Annotated in this window: 14 protein-coding genes; 10 read left to right on the top strand and 4 right to left on the bottom strand. The window is 66.1% G+C overall.

All coding sequences use genetic code 11. From position 1 onward, the window contains the following. Nucleotides 1-25: 25 nt before the first annotated feature. Complete coding sequence (locus LW587_RS12430; RefSeq protein WP_332839834.1) at nt 26-1,693, top strand: cation:proton antiporter; 1,668 nt, start codon at nt 26-28, stop codon at nt 1,691-1,693. Between the two features lie 382 nt (nt 1,694-2,075). Here LW587_RS12430 and LW587_RS12425 read toward each other — a convergent pair whose 3' ends face one another. Further along, entirely contained in the window at nt 2,076-2,933 is an 858-nt protein-coding gene (locus LW587_RS12425; RefSeq protein WP_056205143.1) for a sigma-70 family RNA polymerase sigma factor, read from the bottom strand. A gap of 209 nt (nt 2,934-3,142) precedes the next feature. Between LW587_RS12425 and LW587_RS12420 the strand changes: the two genes are divergently transcribed. Further along, nucleotides 3,143-3,598, top strand: a complete 456-nt coding sequence (locus tag LW587_RS12420; RefSeq protein ID WP_056205141.1) for a carboxymuconolactone decarboxylase family protein — start codon at nt 3,143-3,145, stop codon at nt 3,596-3,598. A 440-nt stretch (nt 3,599-4,038) separates the two neighbouring features. Here LW587_RS12420 and LW587_RS12415 read toward each other — a convergent pair whose 3' ends face one another. Next, a complete protein-coding gene (locus LW587_RS12415) occupies nt 4,039-4,785 on the bottom strand; it encodes a pirin family protein (protein WP_056532019.1) in 747 nt (248 codons plus the stop codon). Between the two features lie 109 nt (nt 4,786-4,894). Here LW587_RS12415 and LW587_RS12410 point away from each other — a divergent pair, with 109 nt between their 5' ends. The 7 genes from LW587_RS12410 to LW587_RS12380 all read left to right on the top strand — a co-directional run bounded on the left by LW587_RS12410 (nt 4,895) and on the right by LW587_RS12380 (nt 11,401). Further along, a complete protein-coding gene (locus LW587_RS12410; protein WP_056532017.1) occupies nt 4,895-5,761 on the top strand; it encodes a LysR family transcriptional regulator in 867 nt (288 codons plus the stop codon). Nucleotides 5,762-5,935: 174 nt separating this feature from the next. Further along, complete coding sequence (locus tag LW587_RS12405; protein WP_056532015.1) at nt 5,936-6,559, top strand: isochorismatase family protein; 624 nt, start codon at nt 5,936-5,938, stop codon at nt 6,557-6,559. 180 nt (nt 6,560-6,739) lie between these two features. Further along, complete coding sequence (locus tag LW587_RS12400) at nt 6,740-7,357, top strand: glutathione S-transferase family protein (RefSeq protein ID WP_056532013.1); 618 nt, start codon at nt 6,740-6,742, stop codon at nt 7,355-7,357. 58 nt (nt 7,358-7,415) lie between these two features. Continuing rightward, nucleotides 7,416-9,479, top strand: coding sequence for a 2Fe-2S iron-sulfur cluster-binding protein (locus LW587_RS12395; RefSeq protein ID WP_232629904.1), 2,064 nt, complete (start codon nt 7,416-7,418; stop codon nt 9,477-9,479). Nucleotides 9,480-9,569: 90 nt separating this feature from the next. After that, nucleotides 9,570-10,034 (top strand): nuclear transport factor 2 family protein, encoded by a 465-nt coding sequence (locus LW587_RS12390; RefSeq protein WP_056532008.1) that lies wholly within the window; start codon nt 9,570-9,572, stop codon nt 10,032-10,034. Nucleotides 10,035-10,063: 29 nt separating this feature from the next. After that, nucleotides 10,064-10,393, top strand: a complete 330-nt coding sequence (locus LW587_RS12385) for a hypothetical protein (protein ID WP_232629903.1) — start codon at nt 10,064-10,066, stop codon at nt 10,391-10,393. Between the two features lie 117 nt (nt 10,394-10,510). Continuing rightward, the gene (locus LW587_RS12380; RefSeq protein ID WP_232629902.1) at nt 10,511-11,401 is read left to right on the top strand and encodes a LysR family transcriptional regulator; all 891 of its coding nucleotides are present in this window, start codon (nt 10,511-10,513) and stop codon (nt 11,399-11,401) included. Nucleotides 11,402-11,442: 41 nt separating this feature from the next. On the opposite strand, the gene LW587_RS12375 is transcribed toward LW587_RS12380, so the two are convergent. Then, nucleotides 11,443-12,276 (bottom strand): oxidoreductase, encoded by an 834-nt coding sequence (locus LW587_RS12375; protein WP_056532105.1) that lies wholly within the window; start codon nt 12,274-12,276, stop codon nt 11,443-11,445. Between the two features lie 195 nt (nt 12,277-12,471). Here LW587_RS12375 and tehA point away from each other — a divergent pair, with 195 nt between their 5' ends. Then, nucleotides 12,472-13,500, top strand: a complete 1,029-nt coding sequence (tehA, locus tag LW587_RS12370; RefSeq protein WP_232629901.1) for a dicarboxylate transporter/tellurite-resistance protein TehA — start codon at nt 12,472-12,474, stop codon at nt 13,498-13,500. Nucleotides 13,501-13,954: 454 nt separating this feature from the next. On the opposite strand, the gene LW587_RS12365 is transcribed toward tehA, so the two are convergent. Further along, nucleotides 13,955-15,949: a DUF6538 domain-containing protein gene (locus LW587_RS12365; protein ID WP_232629900.1), complete on the bottom strand. Its 1,995-nt coding sequence runs from the start codon at nt 15,947-15,949 to the stop codon at nt 13,955-13,957. Nucleotides 15,950-16,018: the final 69 nt, after the last annotated feature.

Below are 16,018 nucleotides of genomic sequence, written 5' to 3'. Positions count from 1 at the left end.
CTCGAACCCTACTCGAAGACCGGCGATGACCACCTCAGCGGTGGGCTGCTCCTACACCACCCCCTGGGACACGACCCGCGGAGAAGGATCGGATCTAAGAGCTATGATGTCACCGGTCGCGACCTTCGAGTTTATCCTAATCCTTCTCGTCGCTACGCTTGGCCTAGAGGTTCTAGCCCGAGTTACCCGTCTCCCGCCAACTGCAGCCCTCATCATCGGAGGAATCGCTCTGGCCTTTACGCCAGGATTGCCAGCATTCAGCCTCGATCCCGACTTTATCCTAGTTCTCTTTCTGCCACCGCTTTTAATCCACGGTGCTTATTCCACCGCATGGACAGCGTTTGTGCGGGACCTGCCCAGCATCCTCGCTCTGGCCATCGGTGCGGTTGCTTTCACGACGCTCGCTGTTGGACTTGCAACACACTGGCTCGTACCAAGTCTGCCGTGGGCCGCATGCTTTACTCTAGGAGCAGTGGTCTCGCCGCCCGATGCAGTCGCTGCGAAGGCGCTACTCACGCGCGTAAGGCTACCGATGCGTCTCGCTGTGCTTCTGGAGGGCGAGAGCCTGCTCAACGACGCAGCCGGCTTGGTCCTCTACCGCTTCGCAGTTGCTGCGACACTATCAGGTAATTTCAGCGCTACTGAAGCTGGCTTGGCGTTCGGGGGCTTGGCCTTTGGCGGCATCGCGGTCGGTGTTGGGATCGGTTTAGTTTGGGTGCAACTCCTGCGTCTACTGAAAGACGTCCACCTAACGATTGCCGCGACCTTTGTTTTGCCTTGGGCGGCCTACGTCGGTGGAGAGGCAGCTCATGTCTCCGGTGTTATAGCCACTGTGGTTGCGGGGCTGATCCTAGGTTGGCATCAGCACACTGTGTTCACGGCCGGGGTCCGCCTCCGAACGACCGCCACTTGGCACGTGATGATCTATTTGTTGGAGGCCTTCGTCTTTGTTTTGATTGGCTTATCGTTCCGCGGTGTCGCGGAGCGGCTGGGCAGTGCGCACGAGGAGGTTCTGTTCCTCGTCGGCCCAGTGACTGGAATCGTGGCGGCGGTCGTCTTATCGCGCTTCGCCTGGGTCTTCGGCGTGTATGGTTTCAAGCATATCACTGGCCGTCTACTGCGCACCACATGGGCTCCTTTATCCCCAGCGGCGGCGACCACGCTTGCCTGGAGCGGCATGCGAGGTGTGGTGACCCTGGCAATCGCCATCGCTCTGCCGGACGCCGTGCCTGGGCGAGACCTAATCCTCGCTTCGGCTTTTGCGGTGATATTGGTGACGAATCTGCTGCAAGGCACTACGCTTGGCCCATTGATCCGGCTGCTGAGCTTGCAGGCGGATCCCGACAGCGACGCGGCACACCTTAGTCGAGCTCAGGCCCACTCGCACATTGTCCACGTTCAATTAAAAGAAGCGGAGAAGCTCACGCATGCTAATGACGGAAAAATTGTGTATTCGCGGATGCTGAAATATGCTCCACATCCTTCTGCCCTGGACAGTGAATTCAGCAATATTTCGCTTGATTGCGCAAACAATCATTCAATGGACCGCCGTGACTTGCTTGCCGTGATCGCTGTCGGCCGCGCAGAAGCTCTTCGACTTCATCGCTCTGGGCGGATCCGTGACGAAATATTGCAAGAAATCGAGTACGAATTCGATCTCCAAGAGTTATCGGCAGATGTGGCGCACAAATAATCGATTTGGTTCAACACATATCTTCTCTCAGGCCAAGATATGATCCGCTCGCACTGAAGCGTTCCGCCTCAAGGTATGGTTTCGAGCCGGGACGAGGGCGGGCAGATGGGAGCGAAGCTGCACAAACCGGAGGACGCAGTCGCCAAGCTGCAGCAGATGGATGTCCTGGTCTCGCACTCCTAACGCCGAACGGACATTTAAGGTGAGGCTGTAGAAAGTCAGAATGTGGTGACAAGCGCCTTTTGACTTTTTACCCCAAAGTGGACGTTCATCCGTGAATAAGCCATGCAGGCCGCCTGCCAAACGGTAATTTACATTATTATATTCACTTGGGAGGCACTGCAGTATGCTCGTTTTGGTGCGAAGCATTTGTGCATTTTTTCTAAACCGTCAAGTGGGCCAGCTTTTCCGGGTTTTTAACAATGTATATCGCGGAAATGCCGTCTTCATGAATATCGAGTGCGGTCGTCTGAAGGAGGCCGCGTCCGTCAATGCTGATATAGCCCGATAGGCCGTGGATAGTGACAACGCGAAGCAGCCTTGGCGGCACGGAATTTTTGCGTCCTTGGCTGGCAAAGAGACGCAGAACTCGCTCAATGCCGCGAATGATATTGCGGAAAGCAAGAACTTTGCCTCCGCCATCGGTATGGATCTCGACATTCTTCGCCAGCAGCGACGACAGGGCTGCAACGTCCCCGTCGCGTGCGGCGGCGAAGAAGGCACGGGTGATCCGCTCTGCATCTGCCGGTTCGATATCGAACCGGGGACGCGCGCCTCGCACGTGCTTGCGGGCGCGTGATGCGAGCTGGCGGACCGCGGCTGGCTCGCGGTCGAGGATGATGGCTACCTCGGACAGCGGCACGTCAAAAACATCGTGCAGGAGGAAGGCCGCTCGTTCCAGGGGCGACAAACGCTCCAGGGCCAGCATCAGCGTGACCGTGATGTCGTCCGAGACGGTCTCGCTCAGTTCCACGGTTCCGACCAGGGGATCGGGCAGCCAGGGTCCGACGTAGGTTTCCCGCTGCGCCCGTGCCGAGCGGCTCCGGTCGAGGCAAAGACGCGTGACGATGCGGGTGAGATAGGCGGGAGGCGATTCGATGCCGCCATCAACCCCAGCCCACCTCAGCCACGCGTCCTGCACGACGTCCTCCGCCTCGGTAAGCGAGCCCGTCATCCGGTAGGCCAGTCGCGTCAGGCGCCTGCGCTCCGCTTCGAAGTCGGCCGTCCGCGGACTGTCCATCGCCTACACCCGCACCGTTTTGTCAGCGACCATATCCGCTGTCCCGATCGCTCGGGCACCTTGATCGCAAGGATAAGACGATCGGAGGTGCCTTGATGTGACATCGGCCGCATCAGGCAGAAATGCCGCTTGGCATGTCACACCTCGACCGGTCGGCCCGTCATAGCTTCGAACGTCGATCTTCGGCGCTCCAAGCATGGAAAAATGTTATGAGTGAGAACAAGCGATTGGTCTGGAACGAGGTGGCACCGCAGGGTGCGAAGGCGCTCTTCGGCATCCACCACTACATCACCACGGGCACCGACCTGCCCCACGAACTGATCCACCTCGTCTTCCTGCGCGTGTCACAAATCAATGGCTGCGCGCACTGCATCGACTTACACACCCGTGACCTCCTCAAGACGATGCCGTTCGAGAAGGTTGCCCTGGTTCCGGTCTGGGCTGAGGTGCCTCACCTGTTCTCCGACCAATATCGCGCTGCGCTCGCATGGGCGGAAGAAGTCACGCTTGTCAGCGAGACGCACGCTTCCGACGAAGCCTATGCGGCTGCAAGCGCGGCCTTTGCGTCCAAGGATCTCGTGGATCTCACCATCACGATCGCGGCGATGAATGCGTTCAACCGGCTCGGCGCACCCTTTCGGCTCCCGGTCAAGGCAAGGGCCTGATCTCAGGCTGTAGGCGGCGGCCACGTCACCAGGAGGTGGTGGTCATCGTACTTGGCTTATCCGACCAACGGCCGCTGTAGGGTGACGAGCGGCCATTACGATTGTTTTGGCCAACGGTCTGCAAGTGGCGCACAGCCTAACAAGCCGGGGGCGAACTCCTGACCCCTTGCAGACCTTCAAGCCTGCGAGCCCAGAACTCCGCTTGGTAGGAAGAAGCGGACCTATGAGCGGCGGCCACGACATCAGCAGCTACGGGCACATTAGCGACCGACGGGTAGCAGGCATGTCAGTGCGGTTCACTACGTGGTGGAAGGCTATGGGTCCGGCTCTCGACAGGCACCGGCCTCGCAACCGACCTCCACCGTTGCACCTTCCGCTGCGCGCCCCGGTCGAGTTCGATGATTCCATCGAGGGACACGACCGGCGCGCGGAACGCGCGATTAATCAGCGAGTACGTTCCCGCTGAACATGCCACCGCGGAAGACCGGTGCGCCCTGATCGGTCACGAAGAGGACGAGGTCGGCGTCGGAGCCGGCCAGCACCCTCCCGCCGTCCCCCTTGAGGTACGCCGTGTCACCCGCCCGCAGCGTCAAGCCGCCGACCTCGACGTCGCCGCCGAAGACGTGGAGCAGGCGAACCGCATCGGGCGCCGGAAGCGGCGGCAGGGACAACGCTGCCCCGGCCGCAACATGCGCGTCGGAGACCCATGCCTGGGCTCGGACCTCCAGCGGCGCGCCCTCGGGCCCCGCGATGAGGCGCCACTTGCTGTGGCTCAACACCTCCCCGAAGTCGTGGAACTGGACCTTGGGTCCGAGGTCGGCCGCCCGCGGCCGCAGGAAGATCTGCAGTGCCTCGACTGGGCCGTGGTCCAGCATGCGCTCCTCGTGCTGGAAGGTGTGGCCGGCGTTCATCATCATCAGGCGCGTCGTCGTGATCTCCTCCGCGTTTCCGACCGTGTCCCGGTGGAGCATCCGTCCGGCCCGGACGTAGGTCAGGATTTCGTCGTCGCGGTGCGGGTGCATCCCAATGACGTGCCCGGGCACCACGGTGGCGCGGTCGATCCGGCCGATGGCGCCCAGGCCGCTATCTCCGCCGCTGAGGCTCAGCCCGGGACGGATGATCTCGACGGCGAAGCCGCGGGTTGGGTCACCCATGCGGTCGCCGCGTCTGAGCTTGGTCACGTCCATGGTCGTTGTCCTTTCTTAGTGGGCATCTCCGCCATGGAACGTAGCGTCGTCGTACCAGGGACGGTATCGTCCGATCCTGGCAAGCTCCGTCCCGGGAAGCGGAACACGCATGGACGTCGACGACCTGAGGACCTTCGTGGAGGTCGCCGACGCGGGAGGGGTCTCGGCCGCCTCCCGCCGCCTCAACATGGCGAAGTCCATCGTCAGCCGGCGGCTACTGCGGCTGGAGGCCGAGATCGGCACCCAGCTCCTCGCCCGCACCACCCGCGGCGCGGCCCTGACCGAGGCGGGCACGACGTTCCGTGAGCACGCCGCGCGGATTTGCGCCGAAGTGGACGCGGCCCTGGAGGCGGTCTCGGTCGGCGGCGCGCTCCGCGGCCTCCTGCGGGTCGCCGTGCCCTCCACGTTCGGCCCGACGCACTTCGCGCCGGCCATCGCCGAACTCACTCGCCGCCATCCCCAACTGCAGATCAACTGCCGCTACAGCGACCGCTACGTCGACCTCGTTACGGAGGGCTTCGACTGCGGCATCCGGGTCGGCTACCTTGCGGATTCGAACCTCGTCGCACGCCGCATCGGGTCCTTCTCAGTTCGTCTGTTCGCAAGCCCCGACTATGTCGCCGCGCACGGCGCGCCCGAGACGCCGGATGATGTGCCCGGACACCCGGCCGTGATGATCGGCACGGAGACCTGGACGTTCAGCGCCGGTGGCAAGTCGTTCCCGGTCCGCCCGACGGGCCGCTTCCGCGCCGACAGTGCGGTGGCCATCGCGGAGGCGACAGCCGCGGGCGCGGGCCTCACCGCGCTGCCCGACGTCATCGCGGAGCCCTACGTGGCAGCCGGCTCTCTGGTGCCGGTCATGCCGGGATACGCCCTACCCTCCATCGGCATGTTCGTCGTGCGCCCGCCCGGGCAGCACCCATCGCGCAAGGTACAGGCCTTGACGGACGTGCTGATGGAGCGCCTCGGCCGGTAAGCCGCTTCGCCGTGGCCATATGATCCCGCCCAAGGACGTAGTCGCCATCACCGCGTCCCGCATTCAGGAACGCAGAGTGCCTGGAAAGACGGCTAGTGGCACCGGACGTGGGACGGCATCTTCGGGGTGTCAGGCGGTTCCGGAGCGAGGCCGCCCCACCCGAAGGAGAACGTCATGTCCTACGATAGATTGACTGCCGAGAACGCCGCCGTGCTGTTTGTCGACCATCAGACCGGGCTCGCCAACGGCGTGCAGACCCAGTCGCCCGCGGATTTCCAGAACAACGTGAAGGCGCTCGTGACCATCGCGCAGGTCTACGATCTGCCGGCCGTGATCACGACTAGCGCCTCGGACGGCCCGAACGGCCCGGTCATGCCGGTGGTGGCGCAGGGCCTGCCGAACGCCGCCATCGTGCATCGGCCGGGCGAGATCAACGCCTTCGACAACGCCGACTTCGCGGCTGCCGTGAAGGCGACCGGCCGCAAGAAGCTCCTGATCGCCGGAATCTCGACGGACGTGTGCGTCGCCTTCGCGGCCCTGTCGGCGAAGGACGCGGGATACGACGTCTACGCGGTCGTCGACGCCTCCGGCACCTGGAGCAAGCTCGTCGAGGACGCGGCTATCACCCGGATGGTCCAGGCCGGCATCGTGCCGATCAACTGGGTCGCCGTCGGTGCGGAACTCCTCGCCCACTGGCAGTCCTCCACGGGCGAGGCGCATGCGAGGCTGATGGGCGACCACCTGCCCTTTGCCGGCAACAACTACGCCGGCTTCCTGGCCGCGAAGGGGCAGGCGTAACCGCTTGAAAGGGGGCCGGACACCGACTGCACGGTGACGACCGGCTCCCCTCGCGTTTGATTGTTCCGCTTGCGACAACAATGAACTGCCAAGGGCGAGCATTCTCGCCGTGCTTCCACCAGGGCACCTTGTCCTTGTGGTTCGGGGCTTCGCCCGGTCCAGAATTAAGGGAACACGTTCATGAAGCTCTACCACCACCCTCTCTCGGGCCACGCGCACCGGGCTCGCCTGTTCCTCTCGCTACTCGGCGTGGCCCACGAGGCGGTCGAGGTGGACCTGAAGGCGGCCGCGCACAAGCGTCCCGAGTTCCTCGCTCTCAACCCGTTCGGGCAGGTGCCGGTCCTCGACGATGACGGGACGGTCATCTCGGACTCGAACGCCATCCTCGTGTATGTAGCCCGGAAGCTCGGGCGCACGGACTGGCTGCCGGCGGACGCCGAAGGCGAGGCCGCCGTGCAGCGTTGGCTGTCGGTCGCGGCCGGCGAGCTTGCCTACGGCCCGGCGGCCGCGCGCCTCGTCACCGTGTTCGGCGCGAAGTTCAACCCAGAGGAGGTGATCGGCCGGGCGCACACGCTGCTCGGACGCCTGGAGGCGCATCTCGACGGTCGCGACTGGCTGGTCGGCGAGCGCCCCACCATCGCGGACGTGGCGCTCTACAGCTACCTGGCGCGTGCGCCGGAGGGCAACGTCGACCTCTCCGGCTACGCCAAGGTCAACGCGTACCTACGCCGGATCGAGGCCCTGCCGGGCTTCCTCCCTTTCGTCCAGACCCCGGCCGGCCTCTCGGCCGCCGCGTGACCTTGCGGGTGCGGTCGTGCCGTCAGGCGCGACCGACCGAACCGGACGGGAGAGCACCATGAGCGACGGTCCGACCATCACGAAGTCCTCGACCTGGCATCCGGGCGAGAAGGTCATCCAGCAGCAGGTCGGCGTGGCCGAGCGGATGGAGGAAGTCGGGCGCCGCGTGGTGCGGGACTTCATGCCCGACCAGCACCGCGCGTTCTACGAACAGATCCCGTTCATCGTGGCCGGCAGTGTCGACAATCAGGGCGACGCCTGGGCGACGCTGGTCGGCGGCGGTCCCGGCTTCATCGCCTCGCCGACGCCGACGACCCTCGACATCGCGGTGCGGCCGGATCCGAGCGACCCAGCGAGCGCGGGCTTGCGCGAGGGAGACGCCATCGGGCTCCTCGGGATCGAACTTCACACCCGCCGCCGCAACCGCGTGAACGGCCTCATCCGCGCCGCGGCGGAAGGCATCCTGAACTTCGCCGTCGACCAGAGCTTCGGCAACTGCCCGCAGTACATCCAGCTGCGCGATCTCGCCTTCGTCCGCGACCCGGGTGAGCCCTTTTCTGGCACCGTCGAGGAGAACGCCGTCCTCGACGCGAAGGCGCGCGCCATGATCAAGGGTGCCGACACCTTCTTCGTCGCCTCCTACGCCGAGCGCGACGGACATCGGCAGGTCGATGTCTCGCACCGCGGCGGCAAGGCCGGATTCGTCCGTGTCGCCGAGGACGGCACGCTCACGGTCCCCGACTTCGCCGGCAACCTGTTCTTCGCCACGCTCGGCAACATCCTCCTGAATGGCAGGGCCGGCCTCGTCTTCGCCGACTTCGAGACCGGCGACCTCCTGCAGATGACCGGCGACGCCGAGGTCGTCCTGTCCTCCCCTGAGATCGCCGCCTTCCAGGGCGCCGAGCGGCTCTGGACGTTCCGGCCCCGCCGCGTCGTGCGGCGGCGGGGGGCGCTGCCCCTGCGCTGGACCTTCCGGCAGGACGGCTGGTCGCCGAATTCCCTGATGACCGGTGACTGGCACGCGGCCGCCGACCGCCTTCAGGCCGCGGACCTCGCGACGCAGTGGCGCCCGTTCACAGTCACGAAGATCGTCGACGAGAGCCGCGCGATCCGCTCCTTCCACCTCCAGCCTGCGGACGGGTCCGGGCTGATCCCGCATCAGGCGGGGCAGCACCTGCCCATTCGCGTGGCGCTCCCCAGCGCGGACAAGCCGGTCATCCGCACCTATACGCTCTCGGTCGCGCCCTCGGACGCGGTCTACCGCATCAGCGTCAAGCGCGACGGCACCGTGTCCGGGCACCTGCACAACACGCTGCGGGTCGGCGACGTGGTGGAGGCGCGCGCTCCGGCTGGCGGCTTCACCATCGACGCCCATGCCAAGCGGCCGGCCGTGCTGCTTGCCGGCGGCATCGGCATCACGCCGCTCCTCGCGATGCTGCGTTATCTCGTCTACGAGGGCCTGCGCACCAGAGGCATCCGGTTGACCACCCTGGTCCAGGCGGCCCGCTCCAAGGACGAGCGTCCCTTCGATAGGGAAGTGGCGGAGCTCGCCGCCGCGGGACAGGGCGCGGTCAGAGTGGTGCGGGTGCTGAGCGCGCCTGAGGATGCCGTGGAGGGCGTCGACTACGACGTTGCTGGCCGGATCGACATGGCGCTGCTCGCCCGCGTGCTGCCGTTCGGCGACTACGACTTCTACCTCTGCGGTCCGACCGCCTTCACGCAGGCGCTCTACGACGGCCTGCGGGGCCTGAACGTCGCCGACGACCGTATCCACGCCGAGACCTTCGGGCCCTCTTCGCTGGTCAGGAGCGTGCCAGCGGGCGTCCAGGCGGCCAAGCTGCCGCCTGCGTCGACGGAGCCGGTCCCGGTCGCCTTCCTGAACGCGTCCAAGGAGGCGCGCTGGACGCCGGAAGCCGGAACGCTGCTCGAACTCGCCGAGGCCCGCGGCCTCAGCCCGGAGTTCAGTTGCCGGACCGGGACCTGCGGCACCTGCATGACGAAGCTCCTCAAGGGTGCCGTCACCTACGCGAAGGCGCCCACCGCGCCCTACGCAGCCGACGAGGTGCTGATCTGCTCAGCCACCCCGGCCGAGGGCAGCGGGCCCGTCCATCTCGCGCTCTGACCTGCGGCGATGGCCGAGGGCCCCACCCCGCCGGCCCACTGACAGTCCTCTCGAAAAGTGTTCACCCCCGAAAACCCCGAGGAGAAGCCGATGTCCCGTCCCCCGTTACCGCCGTTCACTGAAGAGAGCGCCATCGAGAAGGTGCGCCTCGCCGAAGACGGCTGGAACAGCCGCGATTCCGCCAAGGTGGCCCTAGCCTACACGACCGACACCCGTTGGCGGAACAGGGCCGAGTTCGTCACGAGCCGCGACGAGGCCCAGGCTTTCCTCACCCGCAAGTGGAACCGCGAGCTCGACTATCGCCTGATTAAGGAGCTCTGGGCCTTCACCGGCAACCGTATCGCGGTGCGCTACGCCTACGAGTACCGCGACGACAGCGGCCAATGGTTCCGGGCCTACGGCAACGAGAACTGGGAGTTCGCCGAGGACGGCCTGATGCGGGCTCGCCACGCCAGCATCAACGAGCACCCGATCCGGGAGGAGGACCGCAAGTTTCGCTGGCTGCTCGGGCGCCGTCCCGACGACCACCCGGGTCTCAGCCACTTCGGCTTCTGAACCGCCTTTCCAATATCAGGAGCCCGGCCATGTCGTCCTTCACCCTGGATGGGCGGGCACGCCTGTCCATCGCGCTCGCCCTGGTCGACGGGAACTGCGACGTGCCCGTCTCCGCGGACCGGGAAGCCGAGGCCCGCAGGCTGGGGCTGTGCGGCGCCGAGATCGACGCCGCGCGGCAGGGGCGCAGCTTCGACGCGCGGACGTCGCGCGTCCTGACGCTCGCCCTCGCGGCCGCCGCGCATGACGGCGACCGTCTCGCCGACGAGCGCGAGCGTGCCGCCAGGTGGGGCATATCTGCGGAGGTCTGCCGCGAGATCGAGGGCCTCGCCGAGGGCGTCGCCGCGTTGCCTGCCAGCTAGAGGCACGGGTCTCTCGCGCGGTTTACCATCCGTTCACAACACCGCGGCGCGCTGACGCGAACGTCTGTATTCGTCACGGCCACGATGTTAGGGCCGCCCGGGACGGGGAGCAGGGACATGGACCGCTGGCAGGCCATGCGCATCTTCGCCAAGGTCGCGGAGACAGCGAGCTTCGCCGAGACGGCGCGCCTGATGCACATGAGCCCGCCGGCGGTGACGCGAGCCGTCGCCGCGCTCGAGGAGACCATCGGCGCCCGTTTGTTCGTGCGCACCACGCGCTCGGTGAAGCTCACCGAGGCCGGCGGGCGCTACTATGAGGATTGCCGGCGCATCCTGGCCGACATCGTCGAGGCCGAGGCCGCTGCCGCCGGCTCCTACGCGACGCCCTCCGGGACGCTCGCTGTGACCGGATCGGTCCTGTTCGGCCACATGTACGTGCTGCCCATCGTAACCGACTATCTCGACGCCTACCCGACCATGTCCGCGCGGACGCTGTTCGTCGACCGGCCGGTGAACATCGTCGAGGAGGGGATCGACGTCGCCGTCCGCATCGGCCACCTGCCCGATTCCGGCTTCACGGCCGCCAGGGTCGGCTCGGTGCGCCGCGTCGTCTGCGGCGCGCCGGCCTATTTCGAGCGGCACGGCGTCCCGCAGAGCCCGCAGGACCTGAGGGACCATCGCCTCGCGATGTCGACGGGCGCCTGGGCGTCGACGGAGTGGCGGTTCGCGCAGGACCAGCGCGTGACGGTCCATCCCGCCCTGGTGAGCAACACCAACGAGGCCGGCATCGCCGCGGCCATGGCGGGCTGGGGTCTCACGCGGGTGCTGCACTACCAGATCGGCTCCGCCTTGCTGGAAGGGAAGCTGCAGGTCGTGCTCGCCGATTACGAGGAGCCGCCGCTGCCCATCCACGTGCTGTATCCCGAGGGACGCCAAGCGCCAGCGAAGGTCAGGACCTTCGTCAACATGGCGGTTGCGGCGCTCCGGGGAAACCGCCTCCTCAACTGAAGCTCCGCGCCGAAGCCTGAGATGATCCCCGCCCGATGGGGTTATCGGTCGCCGAAGTCGGTCGAAAGGCTGAGGTCGCGCCAAGCGCGCAGCTCGGCCAGCCGGGCCTCGTCGCCTGCCTCGGCTCGCGCGTAGGCGTCGCTACCCAGAACCAAGCGCAACGGCGGCGCTTTCGCCGAGACGACGGCCATCATCGCCCGAGCGGCGCGCTCTGGGTCGCCGGGCTGCTTGCCGTCGTAGGATCGCTGCATGGCGGCGACCTTGCCGACGGTCTCGGCGTAGGCCGGGTTGCCCTCAGCGACCCGCGTCGACGAGCCCGCGAAGTCGGTGCGGAAGCCGCCGGGTTCCACGATGGTGACGTGCACGCCGAAGGGCTTCATCTCGATAGCCAGGACCTCGGAGAACCCCTCCACGCCGAACTTCGCGGCCGAGTAAGGGCCGCGACCAGTTGCGCCGGTTCGCCCACCGATGGAGGAGACCTGCAGGAAATGCCCGCGGCGTTGCCTCCGGAGTAGCGGGATGGCCGCCTTGGTCACGTTGACGACCCCGAACAGGTTCGTCTCGACCTGCGCCCGGAACGAGGCGAGGTCGGTGTCCTCGATGGGCGCCAGGTCGCCGTAGCCGGCATTGTTGACGACCACGTCGATCCGACCGAACCGCTCCGCCGCGACCTCGACCGCCCGGCGCGCACCTGCCTCGTCGGTGACGTCGAGGGGCAGCGCTAACACGCGCTCGCCGCTGGCCTCGACGAGGTCCGCGAGCGCGGCAGGGTCGCGCGCCGTCGCGCAGAGCCGCTCACCCGCCGCGACGACGGCCTGGGCCAAGGCCCGGCCGAGCCCCCGCGACGAGCCCGTGACGAGCCAGGTCCTAACCATCTTCACCACCGCTTCTTCATGTTTCGAAGGCGCCGAGATCGGTGGCTGAGCGGCTGCCTTCAAGCATCGCGTCGCGAACCTCTCCATTGCCGAGAGAGGAATAAAGATCGCGGCCGTCGTCCATTATCATCCTTGTCGAGAAGCGGTGGGCGCAGCGCCCGCCCGACAACATCCCGACCTCACAGGGGAACGGTCATGACCACGGTCTCTATCGTCGCCGGCCCACGCCTCCACCTCGCGCAGCGCATTAGGGAAGTCGCCGCGAACACGCCGGCCGCCTACTTCGGCATCGTCCTGGGGCTATCCGGCCTCGGCGGGGCTTGGCGCGCGGCCGCGCTCGCCTGGCACCTGCCCACGGTCGTCGGGGAGGCGGTCTACGCACTTGCCGGCGCAGTCTGGGCCGTGCTCGTCGTCCTCTATGCCCTCAAGGCCGTCCTCGCCCCGGACAAGCTGGCGGTCGAGGCGGCCCATGCGGTCCAGTGCTGCTTCATCGGCCTCGCCGGCGTGGCGACCATGCTCGTCGCGAGCGGGCTCATCCCTTACTCGGCCGGAGCCGCAACCGTCCTGTTCGGCCTCGGCTTCCTGTTCACGCTCGGCTTCGCGGTCTGGCGGACGGGCGGCCTCTGGCAAGGCGGCCGGGACCACGGCACCACCACCGCGGTGCTGTACCTGCCGACCGTGGCCGGAAGCTTTGTCTCGGCGACTGGGGCGTCGGCCCTGGGCTACCAGGATTGGGGTCAGCTCGCCTTCGGCGCCGGCCTGTTCTCCTGGCTTGCGATGGAATCGGTTCTGCTCCACCGCCTGCTGACCGGGCCTGAGAAGCCCGTCGCGTTGCGCCCGACCCTGGGCATCCAGCTGGCGCCCGCGCCGGTGGGGGCCGTGGCCTACCTCTCGGTCGGGGGCGGAGCGCCGGACCTCTTTGCGCATGCCCTGATCGGCTACGGTCTGCTCCAGGTTCTGGTTCTGGCCCGGCTCTCGCCTTGGATCGCGAAGGCCGGCGCTGTCCCCGGGCTCTGGACCTTCAGCTTCGGCGCGACTGCCATGGCAACGGCCCCGGTTCGCCTGGTTGCCCATGGCGATGCCGGAGCGGTCGCCGTCCTCGCCCCGGTGCTTTTCCTGGTAGCGAACGGCCTCGTCGTCGGCCTTACCATCATGACCGTAGCTTTACTGCTCCAGCGCAAGATGTTTGCTGCACCGGCGGCAGCCAGCCAAGCAAGGACGTGACCGCGCCCCCGGTCATCCTGCCAAGTAACCCGACGACTGCTTTCAAGCGGCTGTTGAGTGCCTTGCTGTTGAACCAACCACCGATCACGGTGGGGCGTTTTTGTTCGTGTCGCTTCGGCAGCGGTTCGTTGCCGAGGACGTTATGGTGGTCGGAGCAACCATTCCATCTCGACAACCGCTGTTGGCCTCCAAGCGGCCATTCCAATGTCTTCGGTCGGAGGTCCGCTGATGGCGCAAAACCGTCATTCAGCAAACAGAGGCTAAAGAGCGATCCTCCCTCGGCTTCGCGGACACCACTGATACGCTCATGCTGAGCGGGGAAGGTGTCGGATGGCGAAGACGAGGGAAGATCATCAAAGCCAGCTGGTCAGGTCAGGCAGGCGTGAGGGACGCGAGGGGCCACGGGCAGCTGTATCGATCCATTTATCCAGATCCGGCGGTCTGCGTTCATGGGTCATGATCTGGAAGCAGAACAGGTGCGTACAGAGCGCGATACAGAGCGTTGACGGAATGCACGGGACCACGGCGGAATCTCGCCACGCTCGACCCAGGGCACCAGTCGAGTTGGCCTTGGCACCAGATGCGCAGTCAGGATCGGGAGCTTCATCAGTTCCTCCAATTGCAAACTGATCCCGATGGGGTTGCAGTAGCGTTCCGTCGTTTCGCTCTTTCCGCCGTGACCAAGCAGATCAGCTCTAAACTCTTCGGCGACCCTCTGCTGCTTGAGCGCATTGCCAAAGAAGTGTCGAACCTGATGCGTCGTGAATTCTGCCATCGTAAAGGCTGGGCGCAATTCGTCGTAGAGACGATCGCCTAGAAGGCTACGCGTAGAGGGTGAGAACAGGTCCGGAAAGACGCGCTTATGTCCCAGGCGGTGCACCGCAACGACGTAGTCGAGGAAGCCGAGTCGGATGAGTTCGGGATGGACTGCGAGGTTGCGCACGGATTGCGCGTTCTTCACCCGTCCGAACGCATTGAAGCAGACGTGGAGGTAGGGGTGCTCGCCGTTCGTGGTGACGACATCGTCCACGCTCAACGCGCAAAACTCCTCGCGCCGCATCCCCGTGTAGTGCGCCAGCATCGGGCCGAAATAGGCAGCTCGATGGAACAGCTCGGTACCGGTGGTATGGATGTCGTCCCAGTCGCGACACCCCGTGAAGACCGGCAGCGAGAAGAACGTCGCAAGCGCCGAGCTCGGCGGCGTCGGACGCTGGTCGCGGCCCCGCTTCTTCTTGCGGGCGCGGAACTCGGCAAGGGAGACCCCGGCGTCGATGATCACGCCCGCCTTTCGGGCACGGACGAGGGCCTGTCCGAGGAAGGTGAGGTGCCTATTGCGGGTACCGGAGGCGAGGCCGCGCTCGCCGGGCTTCTTCGCCTCACTGATCTGGCGCAACTCGCGGATCGGACGGTCCTTGTCCTTCGGGCTCTTCCCGACGCTCGTGAACAGCCCACGCAGGAAGCCGTCGAAGGCATCACAATGCGTCTGCCTGAGCCCGGCGAGGTCGGTCAGCCCGTGCTCTTCGCGCAGGAAGCGGCCGAAGAGCGTAAAGATGAACTCGGCCTGCCGACAGGTTTTGTCGTCCCAATCTCGATCCTGACGCTTCTCCGCGATGAGCCTCCCACCGATCGCCTCGATAGTGACAATGGATGTTGAGGCTGGCGCGAGCGGTGATCCTTTCGACGCGATCGGGAGAGGAACCGACGATGCCGTGATAGGGTCCACCACGGCAACTATCGGTTCGGCAACAGGCTGTTCCGATGCGTTTTCGCCTGCTTCCGTACCGAGGTCCGCCATGAGGTCCTCGTAGGGCAGCGCGTCCAAGACGAAGCGGTCGCGCGTGCGCAGCAGGGCCTCACCCAGGGCACGCAGGTAGATCGGCTCGGCCCGCGCCACGTTGCCCGGCGTCGGCAGTGCCCCAATCTCCTCGACAATCTCGCGGATGCGTGCCTGCGAGGGTGCCAGGGCGCCACTCCTCCGCATGGCGTCGAGGCAATCGCCGACACAGGCGATCTCAGCTTCCGCTAGCCCCGCCTTCGCCATAGCAGCGCGGTCATCCTCTGTCAGGCGCCCGTTCACGCCCCGGCTAGAGGCGACCCGATAGCTCCAGCCCATGGCCTGTTCCGCGGCCATCTCGGCTGCTGGATCGAAGTCGGGTTCCTGGCGCGCGAAGGCCGCGACGCGGTCGAGCTTCGCCTCGTGGCCGAGGAGGGCCTTCCGGAACAGCGTCGCGAGCTGCTCCCTTGTGATGGCATCAGGCAGGGTCGTCATGAACAGTTCGGCGGCGGTCGCGTCCAGTTGGGCGGCGAGGAAGCGCGCGCGAACCGGCTCGCGCGTCCTCAAGCTGAGCTTCAGCCAATTCGCGCCCGTCGCCAAGGCGAATGTCGCCGGCACGCGTCGCCGCCAGTAATAGACGGCGCCCCGGCGGTTAAGGTTCGTTGCGAGCGCCACTCGGCCCGCCTCCTGTGTCCCACGCGTGTGACCTACCTCCGTGACCCAGTTGGACCACAGAGATACCCA

It is taken from the genome of Methylobacterium sp. Leaf118, from assembly GCF_920984675.1.
Classification (GTDB): Bacteria; Pseudomonadota; Alphaproteobacteria; order Rhizobiales; family Beijerinckiaceae; genus Methylobacterium.
This window is presented reverse-complemented; position numbering and strand designations above follow the sequence as displayed.